Genomic DNA, 16,475 nt, shown 5'->3' on the forward strand with positions numbered 1-16,475 from the left:
TCACCAGGCGGGGTACCGCCGGGTCCACCCCGGATCGGTCGGCGGCCCGGGGCTGAACTCGACCAGCGCATCCTTGGCCAGCGTCTCGACGAGCTCGCGCAGCTCCAGGGACGCGAGCCACTCCGGAGGAACGGCCCGAGCCCCGTAAAGAGCCCCCGCAATGTTGCCGCACACGATCCCCGTGGAATCGGAGTCCCCCGAGTGGTTCACGGACAACAGCAGCGCGTCCCTCAAGTTATCGGTGGCCAGCGCGGCGTAGAGCCCGATCGCGAGAGCTTCCTCCCCGACCCACCCCTGACCGAGTGTGTCCTTGATCTCCTCGGGGCTGACGGCACCCTTCTTCGCGAGCTCGACGGCGGCGTCGAGGAACCGCAGCTGCTCCTCGTGCCCGCGCCACCGCAGCAGCAGATCCCTGGCCATCCGGACACTCTCCGGCAGGGGCACGTCACGGATCAACTGGTGCACGATCACTGACAACACCCCGGCCGAAAGGTAGCCACTGGGGTGGCTGTGCGTCAGCGCGGCGGTCCCAACAGCGGCGTAGAAGACCTCGGCCGGATCGTTGGACCACACCGCGACCGGCGCGGCCCGCATCACCCCACCGCAACCCTTCGAGTCGTTGATCTTGAACTGCGGAGTGGCGTGCTGATGCGTCCGCGCGAAGTTCGCCAGCGCGGACATGCAAGTGCTCCCCGGAGCCCGCGAGCTGAACAACTCCGGATGCGTGATCAACCACCCATCAGGCTGCTGCAAATGCCGCGCATAAGGCCCACCCGCGCGATCCCACGGCTGGCTCTGCGTATGGAACCACCGCTGATAAGCATGCTGAACCTCAGGAACAGGATCGTTATCCGTCGGATTGATCCGCCGAGCAACATGAGCCCGGATCAGCCCCTCAAGGGTGAACAACATCATCTGCGTGTCATCAGAAACCTGCGCAACACCATCGCGAAGCACAGGAGAGGTGAGCCCAGCATCCCCGTGATCCCGCCGAATCATCCCGATGTCATGGAACTCAATGGCAAACCCAAGAGCATCCCCCATCGCCCCGGCGACCATCGAACCCATGAACCGCTCGTGAGCATCCAAGGTCTGCAGAGGCTCAGCCGGAGCAGGATCAGCGGGCTGCGACGGGGAGTTCTCATTTCGGACATCGGGTTGCGGGGTGATTCTCACCTCGTCCGGACCGAATTCGGTCATGAAAGTTCCAGCGACGGATTCGAGCTGGCCGACGGGTTCGAGTTTCCGGCGCCACAGCAGCGGGAATGCCTCCGCGCCGTGTCGCGCGCCGGTGAGCAGACCGGACACCTGCGCATTGCGGGACCGGCTCCCTCCGGCGAAGGCATGGAGGACCTCGGCCCATCCGCCGGTGTTGCGAGCCCCGAGGCAGAGTGCCCGGGAGACGACCTCCGGCCCGGAGAAGCCGTCACCCAGCTCCGCGAGAATCCCCTGCTCGTTGGCGTCATCGCGCACTGTCGCAAGATATTCCAGCCTGCGGCGGAGCTCAGCGTGCTCACTGCCCAACCGCTCCAGCAGTAGCTCGGAGATCTGGTCGAGGCGGAGATTCTGGCCGTTGAGCGCTCGTACGAGCGCCACGGCGAACACGCCCGCACTGGCGCATTCCTCCGGGGGCTCGCTGAGCAGTTGGGCCAGTCCCGCAGCTCGGCGGAACGCGTCTTCGTCCGGGCTGGTGACGCTGACCAGCGCGGCCGGGATGGACGCAGCGAAACATCCGAGAGTTCCGGCGAATTCCGCTTCTCGGGCACGCGCCATCAACGCAGCGTCGAGATCCCCGCCCTCGCCCTGATCTGCGTGGGCGCGTGTCGCGATCTCGACAGCGCTGACCAAGGCCGCCGAGTTCGGTGCCTGCCACGGCCGCGACCGGATCGCGGCCAGCAGCGCACCCCCGGTCCCGATTCCTTCCGCTTCAGCCGTGGCCCCGAGGCAATCTCCCAGCGCCCCGCCGACGAGCATGCCCATCACCCGGCCGAGGACCTGGTACTGCCGCCGCGGCCAGGCGAGCGGATCGTTCCGATCACCCCCGAAGACCATCCCGACCTGGCGGTCGACGCCCTCGAACCACGACATCGGGAGCAGCCTCGGTCGGGACTTGATGTCCCGCCACGCCTGCAGCGTCTTCCGCTCGTTCGGGGTCAGCTCGTCCTGAGCCGTGATGCTGTCGTTCATCTGCTACTCCCCGCTCAGAACCCCGGGTAGGGGCCGGCCCAGTCGGGCGTCCAGACCCGCTCCGGCAGCCCGACCTGAACGGCCGCGACGTCGAAGACCAACCGATCCACCACGTTTCGAAGCTCCAGCCGCTCCAGCCACTCTCGCGGAAGTCCCTGCTCACCGTTTCGCGCGCCGTGAAAGCCGCCGACCAGTGGCGCCGCGGCGGGCAGGACCTCGGCCGCGCGCCGCACGGCGGACTCGAAATCGTTGTCCCGCGCCGCGACCACCACGGCGACGGCCAGCGCATTTGGAGCCGCACCGTCCTCCACCAGTGCTGACAGCTCACTCGGAGACGGCGGCGGACCGGTCAGCGTGCAGGAATCCAGCAGGCGCCGAACGTTCTCGTCCGGCCACTTGACCAGCTCGTCCGCAACCACCTCGATGCCGTCTTCCAGCGTTCCCCCGGACAAAACCGTGTTGACCAGGACCGCGTACGCGCCGGCGCTCAGGTATGCGTCGGGGTGTCCGTGCGTGAGCAGTGCGTTCGCGACGGCCTGCTCGAAAACGCGCTCCGGAATGTCCGACCACGCCGACAGAGCGATCGCCCTGGGCACCGCAGACGGAGTCCGTGCCCTGTTGATCGGCTTCGAGAACCACCCCGTCACGTCCCTTTCCGCGAATGCGGACAGCGCCTCGATGCACACCGGATCCGGGTCGCGACGCTCGAAGAGTTCCGGGACCTTGATCAGCCACCCGGTCGGTTCGGGGACTTCTTCCAAGATGCCCGCGGTCACGGCCCCATTCCACGGGACGCCCTGGGTGTGCAGCCATCGCAGCAGGCCCAGCAGACTGATCGTGCGCGGGATGAGCCTCTTCGTCTGACGCAGCCAGGTCTCCGTGCGCACCACCGCGTCGAGGCAGAACAGCGTCATCTGGGTCGACGAGGAGAGCCGTCCGTGCACGACCATGTCGGCCAGCGCGGACTCCAACGCCGCGAACGGGAAATGCATCCCGATCCCGTAGAACAAGGACGCGTCTTTGATGGTCTTGTCGTAGCGCAGTTCCTGGCAGAACTCGTCACTGCTGCGTCCGAAGACCCTCCGCACCCGCTGGGCGTCCCAATAGCCCATGACACGTTCGCCGTTGCGCCATTCGTAGTCCGTCGTCGTGTCCGACCGACCGCGGGTCTCCAGCACGACCTGCTCGTCGAGAGTCAACGACTCCGCGACCTTCCCGGTCAGCGCCGCGCTCGGCCCCTGATGCTGATCCATCGCTCACTCCCGCCCGCGGTCGATCAGGTGGATCTTCCACTCACCCGATTCAGGGTCGAAATACTGCTTCGAGACCTCGAAGCGATTGCCATCCGGCCACAGGATTTCCCGCTCGTCCGGGTTCATGAACTCCAGATCCTTGGCATAGCGGGGCTCTTCGATGACGAACTGAACCCGATGCCTGCCGTCCACCTTGCCGAACTGGTCGAGCGGAGCATCCTTGCTTGCGCTGGTGAACGCGTTCTCCGTGACCGTGCCGCCTGGCTTGTAGCGCTCCAGCAGCGCGTCCAGGTCTTGCGGTTCGACGCTGATGTTCCGGTAGGCGGTCGAGCCCGCGTAGTCCGGCATCTGGTTGAGGGCGCTGCGCAGGGCCTTGATCTCCGGCGCCAGGTACTCCAGGTCGATTTTGTCCAGGGTCCGCAGCGCATGATTCATCTGCATCGCGTCCTCGCCCACGTAGCGGCGGAAGGCCACCGCTTCGACGTCGGGGAGGTGCGCCAATTGCGGGTACTCCGCGCGCAGCTTGGCGACGCTCTCCTCGAACGTCGTGCCACGCAACCGGCTTCTTTCGATGCGTTCCCGGTATACCTGGCGATCCGCCTCAGTAGCCCGGAAGTCGGGACTCTGCTCGCCGACCACTTCGAGCGCGTCCGGCTTTTCAGACTCGGGCGCGTGCGAGCCCAGACCAGAGTCGTGCCCATCCAGGTCGGGCGCGTGCGGGACCGCATCTGGAGCGTGCGTGCCCAGGTCGGCCCCATGGGTGGTGGGAGCGCTGGGCGAGTCGCCGGAACCTCCCAGGAGATCCTCGATCTTGGACCGCACTCCGGGCTCGTGCGTGGTCGCCGGCCCGTCGAAGTCCGAGAGGCTCTTCGACGAGCTGTCCGTGGAGGAGCCGGGGCTTCCGCCGCCAGAGTTGTCGCCCAAGGTGTGCCTCGGGGTGACGTCCACCCTGGCCCACGACTCGCGAGCGCTCAAACCGGGTCCGGGGGTATCCGCCGGCTCCCCGGCGTGTGAGGGGTCGGGGCTCGACTTGGGCGGGTCGAACGGGCTGTGCCCATCAGCGCCGTGCCAAGGCGACGAGCCCGAAGTCCCCGACTGCTGGTCGGAGTCCGCACCGCTGGACGTGTCGGCGTCGGCATCGTGATCCGATGCCGGGGTCGGCTGCGAAGCCGGGTCCGGCTTGGGATCGAACGGGCTTCCGCCGTCCGATTCCCACCACTTCGGCGCAGGCTTCGTGGCGTCGCTCGGGCTTGGGGCGTCGGTCTCGGTGTCCAGGTCCCCGTGCTGGCTGTTCGACGGGCTGGATGACTGGGACGGAGTCGGCTCGAAGTCCTTTTGCCAGTCCGACGAATCCGCGCCACTCGCCGAGTCCGCGGGCTCGGGCGACTTCTGCGGGGCGGGTTCGAAGTCGTTCCGCCAGCTTTCGGGCTGCTGGTCGGTTCGCGGCGCGGTCGTGTCCGTCGGCTTGCCCGGCTCCGGGGCGTGCGGCGGCGCATCGGCCGGCTTCGGCCCGGGGCCGTTGGTCTCGGCGGGTGACTGGGGCGAAGTGCCATGGCCTTGTGCGGGATCCGGTCGGCGCGGGGCTTCCGGTGATTGCGGTGGCCGGGGGCCGCTGACGTCTGCGGGCGGTTGGGCAGCACGCGGACTTCCAGGCGTCGGCGCTTGGCCGGCAGCATCGGTGGATGGCGCCCTGGTTTGGGACGACGGGCCGTCCGTGCGGGGGCCTCGGACATCCACCGGCGGCGCCGCCTGGCGCGGAGCCGCCGGCGCTGGGCGCGGACCGCTGACATCCGCAGGCTGCGGTGCCGGCGGACGCGCAGATGGCGCTGCGGGCTGCTGAGGCGCACTCGGCTGCCGACTCGCCGGGAACTGCGGTGCCTGGTGTTGCTGGCCAGCGGCGGGTGGCCCTCCTGCCGCAGGTTGGTTGGGCTGCTGGGGCGCTTGCTGTGCATTCGCAGCGGGCGGCTGCTGACGCATCCCTTGCTGTTGCGGCGCGCCATGCGGCGTGGCTGCCGGGGCTTGCTGCTGACGTGCAGGGGGCGGCTGCTGCCCGAACTGCGGCGCAGCAGCCGGCGGCTGTTGTGGTTGCCGCGGAGGTTGTGCCGGTTGCTGCTGCATCGGCTGCTGACCGGCATGTGGTGCCGCAGGCGGCTGCTGCCCCGCGTGCGGGGGTGCGGGTTGCTGCCAGGTGCGCGGAGCGGCCGGTTGCTGCTGCATCGGCTGCTGTCCCGCGTGCGGAGCGGCCGGTTGCTGCTGCATCGGCTGCTGTCCCGCGTGCGGAGCGGCCGGTTGCTGCTGCATCGGCTGCTGTCCCGCGTGCGGGGCAGTCGGCTGCTGGTAGTTCGGTTGCTGCGGAGCCTGCTGCTGCATCGGCTGCTGGTGCGGCGATTGCTGAGGTGCCGCCGGGTGCTGTCCGGCCTGCTGGTGCGACCCGTATCCGGACTGCGCCGTCATCGGCTGCGGAGCCTGAGGAGGTTGCGAGTGCGGCGCAGCTGGTGGCGGCTGCTGGGCCTGACCTGCGTTCGGTGCCGACTGATGTCCTGGTCCTGCCTGCGGCGGACCGGCGTGGGGCACCTGCTGCGGCGGGGTGTTCGGGACGAACTGGGCGGTGTTCCGGTCGACGTAGCCCGTGGGTTCCCACTTGTGGTTCTGCGGGTTGAACCGGCCCAGGTCGTGGTAGCCGTCGGCGTCGCGGTGGACCGGGATCCAGCGGCCGAACTCGTCGGTTCGGCCGTGCGCGACCCACGCGCCACTTTGGTCGTAGTGCCCGTTGGGGACCAGTTGGCCGTTGGCGTTCAGGTGTCCCGGCACCCAGCGGTTGAGGTTGTCGAGCTGCCCGTGCGGGATCCACTTGCCGTGGACGTCGAACTCGCCGTGCGGCACGAACTCGCCGTTCGGCATGAGGTGCCCGGGGACCGGCTCGTTGTAGGCGTCGGGCCGCGAATGCCAACCGCCCCAGGCGGGACCGCCCGGATGCTGGAATTCCCTCGGCGGCTGATCGCCGTAGCCGCGTTGGTGGGCTGCGTCGGCTTGGTGGCCGAAGCGGGTCCACTCCGGTTCGTGGCCCGGGGGGAACGGGCTGTCGTGGACCGCTTTCGTACCGTCCGGGCTGAAGCTGACCCATTGGCCCGGCTCGTCGAAGCGCGGTTGCGGCGTGCCCGAGGCGTCAGCGTCGAACTCCGCGCGGCTGCCGCTGGCGTACATGTTGCCGAAGTTGTCGACCCAGGCGTCCTTGTTGGGCGCCAGGACCTCCACGCCGAGTTCCTTCGACAGCTGCTGGGCGAAGTTCGGGGACCCGTCGGGCAGGTCGGCGCCGGTCTGGCAGGACAGCAGGCGCACCGGCTCGCCGTGCTTGTACCCCGGCGCGCCCTTGATGATCTCGGCCAGCTCCTTGGCCGAGAGCTCCTTGCCGTTGAAATGCACGCCGTTCGGGCTGCCGTGGACCTCGACCGTGAAGCGCTTCGGGTCCACGGCCGGCCGCGGCATGCGCTGCGCGGCATGCGCCCCGTTGAAGTGGGAGCGCGGGAGGTCCCGGATCATCGAGAGCCCGGAATCCGTGTTGCGGATCGCGAGGCCCCTGCCGCCGAGCTTCTCGCGCAGCTCGTCGGAGATGTCCAGCGGCTCGCCCTCGCCGACCCTGTGGTTCCGGCGGTGCTCGAACGGATTCTCCGGCGGCCTCTCCGCCGCCATGGACTCCGAAGTGGAGCGCGGCGGCGCGTCCGGGGCCGCCGGTTCCGGGGCGTGCGGGGCATCCGGTTCGTGGTAGCCGAGCGACTCGGCGCGGATCCGGGCGTCCTCGACCATCCGCTGCTGCCAGCCGGGGCCCCAGTGGCGGACGCCTTCGCCCTTGACGTGCGCGAAGTCCCCGTGCTTCACGTCCGCGTACTGGTAGCGATCGGCGTCGGCATGCCGGGCCGCCTGCGGGCGGCTCGGCTGCGGCGCGTGCGGTGCGTCCGGGCGCGGGCCGTCGACGTGCGGCGCATCGGGACGCGGCGCCTCGACGCGGGGGGCATCCGGGCGCGGGGCGTCCAGATGGGTGCCCTGCGGGCGCGGATTGGCTGGATCGTTCAGGCGGGACGGGGTTTCCGGCTGCCGCTGGCGCGGCATCTCCGGGCCGCCGTCCGTCCGTCCATTGCGGACAGATCCATCGGGGACGCCGGGGCGGGATTGGCCGTCGGGACGGGACGAGCTGTTCGGACCGTCCGGGCGCGACGGAGCGTCCGGGCGAGCGGGACCGTCTGGACGCATCGGGCCGTTGGGCCGCGACGGGGCGTCCGGACGAACCGAGCCATCAGGTCGCGTTGGGCCGTTCGGCCGCGACGGGGTGTCAGGAGCGCCTGGACTCGTCGGGCCGTTGGGGCGGGACGGGGCGTCCGGACGAGATGCGCCGTTCGGAGCGTCTGGACGCAGCGGGCCGTTCGGGTGTGCCGGGGCATCGGCGCGCGGTGCGGCTTGGGGACCGGTCGGACCGTTCGGCCGCGCCGGGGCATTCGGGCCGTCTGGGCGGGCCGGGCCGTTCGGCCTGGGCGGGGCGTCCGGGTGTGCCGATCCGCTGGGACCGTTCGGGTTCGCCGGGGCATTCGCATGCGCCGGGCCGTTGGGGTGTCCGGGCCCGTTCGCATGCGCCGGACCTCCCGGCCCTCCGGGCCGGGCCGGTCCTGCCGGGCCGTCGGCCCGCGGCGGCCCTGCCGGGCCTCCCGGCTGCGCCGGGCGCTGACCGGCTCCGCCGGGGCGGTGCGGCGCGTCCGGCTTCGCCGGTCCGCTCCTCGCCGGGGTGCCCTCGGGGCCGCGTGGCCGCGGCGCCTCGGGCCCGCTGGGCATGCTTCGCCCGGCTGCGCCGGGGCTTCCGGGCGTGCCCGTCCAGCCGCCGCCCGAGCCCGGACGGCTGCCGCCCGGTGAGGAGGACGGTGCACCTCCCGATGCGCCTGCGGCCGGGCCGCCTGCGGCTCCACCGGCGGGCTGGTCCGGGCGTGCCGAGGGAGCGTTGGGGGGCGGCGCGGCGACGCCCATGTCCGCGGGTCGTTCCGGCGCGCTCACGCTGGCGCTCGAAGTGTGGGCCGGGGTGGACGGCGGGCGGTTCGAGACGTCCGGGCCGAAACCGCTTCCGGTGGGAGCCGGGCCGCCGCCCGAGCCACCACCATGCGCCGGGCCACCGCCGGAACCGCCACCGAAATGAGCCGGGCCTCCCCCGGAACCGCCGCCGACGTGCGGCGACCCGCCGCCCGAGCCGCTCCCGCCGGTCGCCGATCCGCCGCCGGAGTGCGACCCCGCACCGGTACCACCGGCCGACGGCCCGTCCGGGGCCGACGCCACGCGCGGGCTGCCTTCCGGGGCTGCGGACCGCACGTCCGCGCCGCCGTGGCCGCTCTGCCCGGTGTCCATTGAGGACGCACTTCGCGGCGCATCGGCCGATCCGCCGGGACCCGTGTCGGCGGCGCTGCGACCGGACGATTCCGGCGCGTGCGGGGCCGAATCCGTCCCGGCGCGCGGCGAATCCGAACCGCTCGGCGTACCGGAGGAGCCGGAACCGCCGTGCGAACCGGAACCATCGGCCGAAGAACCGGAACCGCCATGCGAGCCCGGACCATCGGGCGACGAGCCGCCGTGCGAGCCCGAGCCACCGGGCGAAGAACCCTGCGAATCCGGGCCGTTCGACGAGGAACCCGACCCGCCGTGCGAACCCGAACCATCCGGCGACGACGACCCGCCGTGCGAACCCGAGCCGGGAGCGTCGGTGCCGCCGCCCGTCGACGTGGAGCCGGAACCGCTGCCCGAGGGGCTCGAAGTCGAGCCGCTACCCGAGCCCGTTCCGCTGCCCGAAGAACCGGAGCCATCACCGGTCGAGCCGCTACCCGAACCTGATCCCTCACCCGAAGAACCGGAGCCGCTGCCCGATCCCGTTCCACCGTCCGTCGAGCCGGAGCCCGACCCCGTTCCGCTGCCCGAGGAACCCGACCCGGTCCCGGACGAGCCGCTGTCGCTCTCGCCGTCCGAGCCGCCGCCCGGGGCGTCCGGGCCGCCGAACTTGGTGTTGTGCTTGCCGACGACGTCCGTGCCGAAGACGTCGTCGACCTTCTTCCAGGTCTTCTCCGCCAGCTTGTCGCCCAGCTTGCCCGCGACGTCCAGCTTGTCCGCGACCTTGCCGACGTTGGTCGCCGCGGTCTTCACGCCGTCGGCCGCTCGTTTCCCCAGCTTGCCGAGGGCCTTCATGATGTCGCCGAAGACCTCGACCAGCTTGGCCAGCTTCGGCGCCACGTTGCTGATCGTCTTGATCAGCTTGGTGACGATCTTGGTGATCTTGCCGACCGTCCTGGCGATGAACGAGACCGCCTGCGGCACCACCCAGGCCAGCGAGACACCCGGCGGGGCCAGCGCTTCCAGCGCGTAGGTGATCAGCCGCGAGATGCAGTCGGCGACCAGGTCGCGGACGAATTCGCGGACGAACGAGACGACCTCGCCCATCACCGTGACCACGGTGCTGATCGTGTTGGCGAGTTCCGCGGCGCCGGCGAGGGCTTCGCCCTTCTCCCCCGCCTGCTGGCGGTAGGCGTCGCCGGCCGCGCCGGTCCACTGCGCGGTGTCGGCCTTGACCGCGTTGTTGTACTGGGTGGCGGCTTCGCCCACCGCCTTGCTGACGTTGGCCCAGGTCTCGCCGTACGCCTTGACCCCGTCCGGGTCGCCTGCGAACCAGTCCAGCGCCTCCTTCAGCGGCTCGACGTGCTCGATCAGCCACGACAGGCCGTAGGACAGCAGGGTGCCGATCGGGTCGGTGGCGATGCTGACGACTTCCAGCGCCAGCCCGCCGTAGGCCAGCCCGCTCTCGACCCAGCTCGAACCGTCGTTCAGCGACGAGACGTCGTTGATGGACTCGGCGATGCCGATCCCGGTGCCCCACCCGGCGTCGCCGGTGCCCGCGGTGAGCGGGCCGGGGCCGTCCGGATTCTCCTTCTGCTGCGCGACGAGCGGGTTGCTCATACCTCGACCCCGCCGATCACGCCGCTGCCCGCGTCGTCGGCGGACTGGTAGTCCTCCGCGGCGCCGCGCACGTTCTCGGCGACCTCCTGCATCGCCTCGACGGCCTTCTGCAGCGTCTGGACGCCGTGCTGCTCCACCGGGTCGAGCATCCAGGCGAAGGGTCGGCAGAGGATCCCGTACGCGTCGTTGTCCAGCGAAACCTGCTGCGACGCGTCGACGGCGACGTTCAGCTGGTCCACCACACCATCCACTTTGGACGCATGGGTGCGCAGGTTCTCAATGACGACGTTCATCTCGTCCGGCATCGCAAAGGGCCCCTCGGGTCGGCTCGGCAGGATCAGCGCAGGAAGGAGCCGCCGCCGAAGTCGTCGTCGGCGAAGTCGTCCGGGCGACGGCGCGACGGCGGCTGCTGCGGCGGGGCGGCCGGGCGCTGAGGCGGCGCCGGCGGAGCCGGGGGCTGGCGCCGCTGCTGCGGCTCCTCGTAGTCGTCCTCGACGCCGTACCGCAGCTCCTGCAGGCCGGAACCCGACTTCTGCGGCTCTTCCTCGTCCTCCGGCATCTCCGGGAAGTACTTGCGGGCCTGGCCCAGCACGTGCTGCGCGGCGGAATCCTCCAGCCCGACCGTGCCCGCCACGGCCTGCTGCATGAGTTCGGGAACCTTCGCCTGCGCGGTCTGCACGGCGCGCATGATCTCGGCCGCCAGCTTCGCCATCGGGCGGTTGCTGGCGTTCTCGGAGAGCTGCAGGCTCTGCAGGATGCCGGCGGAGTTCACCGTCACCGCGATCGCGCCGTCCCGGGAGGTCTCCGTCACCGAGATCTGCTCGATCTCCTGCTGCATCCGGCCGAACTTCTCGGCCTTCTCGGTGGCCCGCTCCTGCCAATCGCGAACCATCCGCTCGGCCGCGCCGATGTCGCGTCCGAAGTCGTCCTCAGGCAACCCGTCCCCCGAACCGCTCCACCGCGCACCGGCGGGAGCGCTGCGCCACCACCCGGCGACAGTCCGCGTTCCCCGGCCCTGGCACGGTTTCCCACTCGATCTCGTCCGGCGGGAACCGTATCAACCGCGCGCGCGAGGCCGGGACGGATCGGCCGGATTACCCGTGTAGTGACGATCACCAACAGGGGCCCGGACGGGAGAACGGCGCAAAAGGCTCATAGCGCCGCGACCGCGCTGGAAGCCGGTGCGTCGTGGGCCTTTCAGGATGCGGCGTCAGCCGCATGCGGTGTGGGACTCAACCAGCACCGCCGCGGGTTCTCAGACGTCGTCTGGCGAGGACAGCCCCGAGGCCGCGTATTGGTCATACACAAGTCGGGGATCCCGGAGTCCAGACGGCGGCCGTAACTCCCGCAGGGGGGCCGCTACCCGCACCGCCAGGCACGGTGAGCCTGGAACACCTCTGAGCCGGGATCGGCGAATCGGGCACTTCGGTAAGGTCGGTGGTTGTGACAGTCGGATGGCCCGCTTCGCTGGATCTGCACCTGGACTGGGCGGGCCGGCCGGACAGCAGCAGGCTGGCCGAGGCGCTGCGCACCGCGATCCGCGACGGCCGCCTCCCGGCCGGCAGCCGCGTTCCGTCCACCCGCGCCCTGGCGCAGGACCTCGGCGTCGCCCGCGGCACCGTCACCCGCGCCTACGACCAGCTGGTCACCGAGGGCTTCCTGCTGTCCCGCCAGGGCGCGCCGACCACCGTCGCCGAACGGCTGGCGAGCCCGGACCCGATCGCCGCCCCGCCCGACCCGGAAACCCCGGCGCCACGCTGGGACTTCCGGCCCGGACGACCGAACCTCAGCTCCTTCCCGCGCCGGGACTGGCTGGCCGCCAGCCGCCGCGCCCTGCAGTCCACCCCCGACGGCGACCTCGACTACGGCGATCCGCAGGGCCACCCGGCGCTGCGGGAGGCCCTCACCGAATACCTGGCGCGGGTCCGCGCGGTGGCCACCACGCCGGAGCGGATCATCATCTGCAACGGCTACTCCCAGGCGTTGTCGCTGCTCAGCAAGGCCCTGCACGACCAGGGGCTGGACTCGATCGACTTCGAGGACCCGTCCCTGCCGCAGCTGCGCGCGATCCCCGCCGGCTTCGGCATGGCGGTGCGCGGCGTGCCGGTCGACCACGACGGCATCGACATCGCGCAGCAGCTCAGCCGGGCCGTGGTGGTCACCCCCGCGCACCAGTTCCCGCTCGGCGTCGCCATGAGCTCGGCCCGCCGGACGGAGCTCGTGCAGCTCGCGAAGGCCGAGGACCGGCTGATCATCGAGGACGACTACGACGGCGAGTTCCGCTTCGACCGCAGGCCGATCGGCTCGCTGCAGGGCATGGCGCCCAACAACGTCGCCTACGCGGGCACGGCCAGCAAGACCCTCGCCCCCGCCCTGCGGCTCGCGTGGCTGGCGCTGCCTCCGCACCTGGTGGCGCCGGTGCGCACGCTCAAGGAGCAAAGCGGGCTGCACGCCCCGCTGTTCGAACAGCTGGCCATGGCGGAACTCATCCGGTCGGGAGCCTACGATCAGCACGTCCGCCGATCGCGCGCCGTGTACCGGAGGCGACGGGAGCAGCTCCTCGATGCGCTGAGCGACCTGCGCGCGCACCACCGGCCCTACCCGGCCGGGATCTCGGCCGGACTGCACATCACCCTGCAGCTCGACCCGGAGGGACCGACGGAGCGAGAAGTCCTGACTCGGGCGCGGAAGCATTCGGTGGAGCTCGAGGTGCTCGGACCGCACTGGGCCGCGCCCGGACAGCATCCGCCCGGCGTGGTCGTCGGCTACGCCGCCCCCGCGGAACACGCCTTCCGCCCCGCGCTGCAAGCATTGGTCACCGTTCTGCAGCGGTGACCTGATCGGGCGGCGCCGCCGGACCGCCCGACATGTCCGCACCAACAGAGGGGAACAACTGTTCTATTCTGGGTTCCCCTCGCCGCGACACACAGGAGACAGAATTGACCGAAGAGCAGACGAGCACCGAGCAGACCGCGTCGGCCCAGTCCGAGCAGGCGGCCCAGCCCGAATCGACCCAGTCCGAGTCGGCGCAGCCCCAGCCGGAGCAGTCTGAGTCGGCGCAGCCCGAGGCCGAGTCCGCCGCCGAGGCGGCGCCGAAGAAGCCGCGGGCCCGCAAGCAGAGCACCGTCAAGAAGACCCGGACGATCGAGCTCACACTGACGGTCACCGGCACCGCCGACGGCGAGTGGCAGGCCGACCTGATGCACGCGGGCAAGCGCATCGTGCAGGGCCTGCCGGTCGCGGCGGCCGCGGTGTCCAAGGCGGCCGCCGAGCTGCACCAGGACATCTCCGACACGATCGAGAGCGTGCTGAACGAGGCGCGCCAGCAGCACGAGGCGAAGCTCGCCGAACTGGAGGCCGAGGTCGAGCGGGTCCGCAAGGCCCTCGCCGAGCTCGAAGGCTGACAGCCGCGAACAGCCGGGCATGCCGTGCCGGCCCCTCGACGACACGGCATGCCCGCCGCAGTCCCGACCCGGTCGGCTCCGCCGACCGCATTGACGCGGGGCGAGCCGCGAGGCTGGGAGACTCCCAGATTCGGCGGCGACCCCGCAACTTTCGATACCGGCCGGTCGGTCGAGCTCATGCTACGCCGGACGACATGCGCTTCCCGTCCTCAGAGCCCGGCCGCCTCCCGGCGATCCGCCCGGAAAACGCGTTTGGTCGAGCCAATTCCGCGCGGCCGATCGAGAAACTGCGCCCGTCATTGCGGTAGACCGCGGCATCGCGGCCGATGAATTCGGTTCCGAAAGCCGGGAAATCGAACGCAGTGGCGATGACCAGCCGGTACTCCCGGACTGGAAACGGTTGCGCCATCTCCGGGATTTTTTCAAGTACTCGACCCGCCACTCCGTCCGATGGGCAAGGATAGCCGATCAGAACCAATCAGCACTGGGCCGAGGAGGCGAATCATGTCCGCGGATCTGGATGATCTGCAACGCAAACTGGACGCGCTCAAGGAAGCCGGCCGCCGAGCCGAGGAACGAATGGGCGATTTCGGCCAGATGCGCGAGCAGATCAGCGAGCTGCAGGTGGCCGCCACGTCCGCGGATCGCTCGGTCACCGTCACCGCCGGCCCCGGCGGCGTCACCGGCATCGAGTTCACCCAGGACGCGATGCGCCTTTCTCCCGCGCAGTTGTCTGGCACCGTCATGAGCACCTTGCAGCTCGCGGTCGCCGAGGCCGCCCGCAAGCAGGCCGAGATCGTGCAGGAGTACGTGCCGGACAGCGACGTCCTCGACCGAGTGCTGCGCACCCAGGAAGAGCTGTTCGGCGCCCAGCCCGAGCAGCACGAAGTGCCGGTCGACGACGACGAGCAGCCGGATTCCTTCCTCGACGGCAGGAGATGACGATGCCGGGGTACAGGGCACCCGCCGAAATGATCATGCAGTGCGGCGGCAACATCGGCGGGATGAACGCCGACGCGAAGGCCGTCCGCGACAAGGTCGCCGGCGCGGAGGTCCCGGAGGTCTCGTGGGGGCTGCTCGGCCTGGCCACCACCTACAGCTCCTACCGCGACCTGCTGGAGAAGTTCAAGCAGCACCTCGACGAGATGAGCGAAGGGCTGGTCAAGGCGGGCGAGGACATCACCGCCTGCGGCCGGGACTACCAGGAATCCGACGAGTCGATGGCCGAGATGTTCGGCAAGATCCTCGGCGAGGTCGGCAAGGGCGGCGGCGGTGGCGGAGGTGGTTCCTGGTGACCACCAACGCGGAAGCGATCGGCGAGAACAGCGCGCTCAACCCGGCGGCCCCGCGCGTCGACGGGTCGGCGTTCGGGAAGCTGCCGTTCGTCAAGGACATCATCAAGGCCAGCGACGACGCCGGTAAGGGCGACGTCGAGGCGCTCAAGGGCGACATCGAGAGCTACCTGTCCAGCGCGACCAGCTTCGCGCTGGACCCGATGGGCTTCCTCATCGGCACCGGCGTCGAGTTCGTGATCAACTTCGTGGCCCCGGTGCGCGACGCGATCCAGCTCGTCACCGGCGACAGCGAGGCGCTGGCCAAGAGCGCCCAGTCGTTCGCCGAGGTCCAGGACGAGATCAACAAGCTCGGCCAGAACCTGACCGACAGGCTGGACAGCGAGCTCGGGGACTGGGACGGCGAAGCCGCCGACGCGCTGCGCAAGAAGATGGCGAAGTTCATCGACGGCGTGCAGGCCACCGGCGGCCAGGCGAACAACATCTCGCAGCTGCTGCAGATGAGCGGCACCATGATGGAAGCCGCCGAGGGCGTGATCAAGGGCATCCTCTCCGACTTCCTGACCTGGGCGATCACCACCTGGATCACGGCGACGGCCTCGGCGGGCCCGACCTTCGGCGGCTCCATCGCCGCGGCCACCGCGGTGACGACGGCGGAAGCGGGCATCACCTGCGCCCGGGCCGCCCAGCAGATCCAGAAGATCACCAAGATCATCGGCCACATCATGGACGTGATCACGGCGATCAAGGCGATCCTGGACACGATCCGGATCATCGAGAGCGTTCAGCAGATCACGGACGGGAAGCCCGGCGGAGACGGCGGCAAGAGCCTGGCGGACATGGGCAGCAAGATCCTCGGCGGAGTGACGAAGGAAACCGCGGACGAGCGCAAGGTCGTGGGCCAACTCGGCACGGGCTTCCAGTCCGAAGCCGAAGACCGCGGCTACACCGTCGACGGTGACGGCGACATCGCGTCGGTCGGCGAAGACGGAACCCGCACCAAACTCGACGAACACGGCAACCCCGTCCGCGACGAGCACGGAAACCCCGTCACATCGGAGAAGCCCACACCGTCCTACGGCGCGAAGGACGTCGCCAAGTCCGGCTTCAACCAGGTCGCCGGCGGCCTCGGCTCGGCCGCGGACGCTCTGGAGAAGCAGGCTCAGGGAGGCGGCTTCACCAACGTACCCCCGGACGAAACGATCAGCGGCGACCTCAATTGGTGAGCCCTTGATCGCTTAGCGGGTGAAGGGCACCGTCGCGCTGAAGTGGTCCCCGGAAGTTGGACTCGGTAATTGAGAGTCTAGGCAGCGAGGGTCTGGGCCCGGTATTGCACCGGGCTCAGGCCCTCGCAGTGTGTGTGG

General features: G+C 70.3%; 11 protein-coding genes. 5 read left to right on the forward strand and 6 right to left on the reverse strand.

The annotated features are described in order from the left end of the window. From AC07FN_RS27855 to AC07FN_RS27875, 5 genes are all read right to left on the reverse strand, one after another. Window positions 1–1,980, reverse strand: a complete 1,980-nt coding sequence (locus AC07FN_RS27855) for an ADP-ribosylglycohydrolase family protein (RefSeq protein ID WP_478398288.1) — start codon at window positions 1,978–1,980, stop codon at window positions 1–3. Window positions 1,981–2,201: 221 nt separating this feature from the next. Then, complete coding sequence (locus tag AC07FN_RS27860) at window positions 2,202–3,440, reverse strand: ADP-ribosylglycohydrolase family protein (RefSeq protein WP_478398277.1); 1,239 nt, start codon at window positions 3,438–3,440, stop codon at window positions 2,202–2,204. A 3-nt stretch (window positions 3,441–3,443) separates the two neighbouring features. Continuing rightward, a complete protein-coding gene (locus AC07FN_RS27865; RefSeq protein WP_478398278.1) occupies window positions 3,444–10,415 on the reverse strand; it encodes a WXG100-like domain-containing protein in 6,972 nt (2,323 codons plus the stop codon). Next, a complete protein-coding gene (locus AC07FN_RS27870; RefSeq protein WP_478398279.1) occupies window positions 10,412–10,720 on the reverse strand; it encodes an ESX-1 secretion-associated protein in 309 nt (102 codons plus the stop codon). The genes AC07FN_RS27865 and AC07FN_RS27870 overlap by 4 nt, the downstream gene beginning before the upstream one ends. 32 nt (window positions 10,721–10,752) lie before the next feature. Beyond that, a complete protein-coding gene (locus AC07FN_RS27875) occupies window positions 10,753–11,352 on the reverse strand; it encodes a YbaB/EbfC family nucleoid-associated protein (protein WP_478398280.1) in 600 nt (199 codons plus the stop codon). 506 nt (window positions 11,353–11,858) lie between these two features. Here AC07FN_RS27875 and pdxR point away from each other — a divergent pair. Both pdxR and AC07FN_RS27885 read left to right on the forward strand, forming a co-directional pair. Then, window positions 11,859–13,250, forward strand: coding sequence for a MocR-like pyridoxine biosynthesis transcription factor PdxR (pdxR, locus tag AC07FN_RS27880; RefSeq protein WP_478398281.1), 1,392 nt, complete (start codon window positions 11,859–11,861; stop codon window positions 13,248–13,250). 104 nt (window positions 13,251–13,354) lie between these two features. Then, window positions 13,355–13,819 (forward strand): DUF6319 family protein, encoded by a 465-nt coding sequence (locus AC07FN_RS27885; protein ID WP_478398282.1) that lies wholly within the window; start codon window positions 13,355–13,357, stop codon window positions 13,817–13,819. A gap of 175 nt (window positions 13,820–13,994) precedes the next feature. Here the strand turns inward: AC07FN_RS27885 and AC07FN_RS27890 are convergent, their stop codons facing one another. Beyond that, a complete protein-coding gene (locus AC07FN_RS27890; RefSeq protein ID WP_478398283.1) occupies window positions 13,995–14,228 on the reverse strand; it encodes a hypothetical protein in 234 nt (77 codons plus the stop codon). Between the two features lie 95 nt (window positions 14,229–14,323). Between AC07FN_RS27890 and AC07FN_RS27895 the strand changes: the two genes are divergently transcribed. Genes AC07FN_RS27895 through AC07FN_RS27905 form a run of 3 tightly spaced genes read left to right on the forward strand, consistent with a single transcriptional unit; the run spans window position 14,324 to window position 16,337 of the window. Continuing rightward, on the forward strand, window positions 14,324–14,761 hold the full coding sequence (locus tag AC07FN_RS27895) for a YbaB/EbfC family nucleoid-associated protein (protein WP_478398284.1): 438 nt from the start codon (window positions 14,324–14,326) through the stop codon (window positions 14,759–14,761). 2 nt (window positions 14,762–14,763) lie between these two features. Then, a complete protein-coding gene (locus tag AC07FN_RS27900; protein WP_478398285.1) occupies window positions 14,764–15,114 on the forward strand; it encodes a WXG100 family type VII secretion target in 351 nt (116 codons plus the stop codon). After that, window positions 15,111–16,337: a WXG100 family type VII secretion target gene (locus AC07FN_RS27905; RefSeq protein ID WP_478398286.1), complete on the forward strand. Its 1,227-nt coding sequence runs from the start codon at window positions 15,111–15,113 to the stop codon at window positions 16,335–16,337. Before AC07FN_RS27900 ends, AC07FN_RS27905 begins: the two co-directional genes overlap by 4 nt. The last annotated feature ends 138 nt before the right edge of the window (window positions 16,338–16,475 follow it).

Source organism: Saccharopolyspora sp. NPDC045941, from assembly GCF_056431445.1.

Coding starts and splice junctions, on each gene's coding strand:
- AC07FN_RS27865 (WP_478398278.1), bottom strand. CDS start 10,415: ATGAGCAACCCGCTCGTCGCGCAGCAGAAGGAGAATCCGGACGGCCCC.
- AC07FN_RS27860 (WP_478398277.1), bottom strand. CDS start 3,440: ATGGATCAGCATCAGGGGCCGAGCGCGGCGCTGACCGGGAAGGTCGCG.
- AC07FN_RS27855 (WP_478398288.1), bottom strand. CDS start 1,980: ATGGGCATGCTCGTCGGCGGGGCGCTGGGAGATTGCCTCGGGGCCACG.
- AC07FN_RS27900 (WP_478398285.1), top strand. CDS start 14,764: ATGCCGGGGTACAGGGCACCCGCCGAAATGATCATGCAGTGCGGCGGC.
- AC07FN_RS27890 (WP_478398283.1), bottom strand. CDS start 14,228: ATGGCGCAACCGTTTCCAGTCCGGGAGTACCGGCTGGTCATCGCCACT.
- AC07FN_RS27870 (WP_478398279.1), bottom strand. CDS start 10,720: ATGCCGGACGAGATGAACGTCGTCATTGAGAACCTGCGCACCCATGCG.
- AC07FN_RS27895 (WP_478398284.1), top strand. CDS start 14,324: ATGTCCGCGGATCTGGATGATCTGCAACGCAAACTGGACGCGCTCAAG.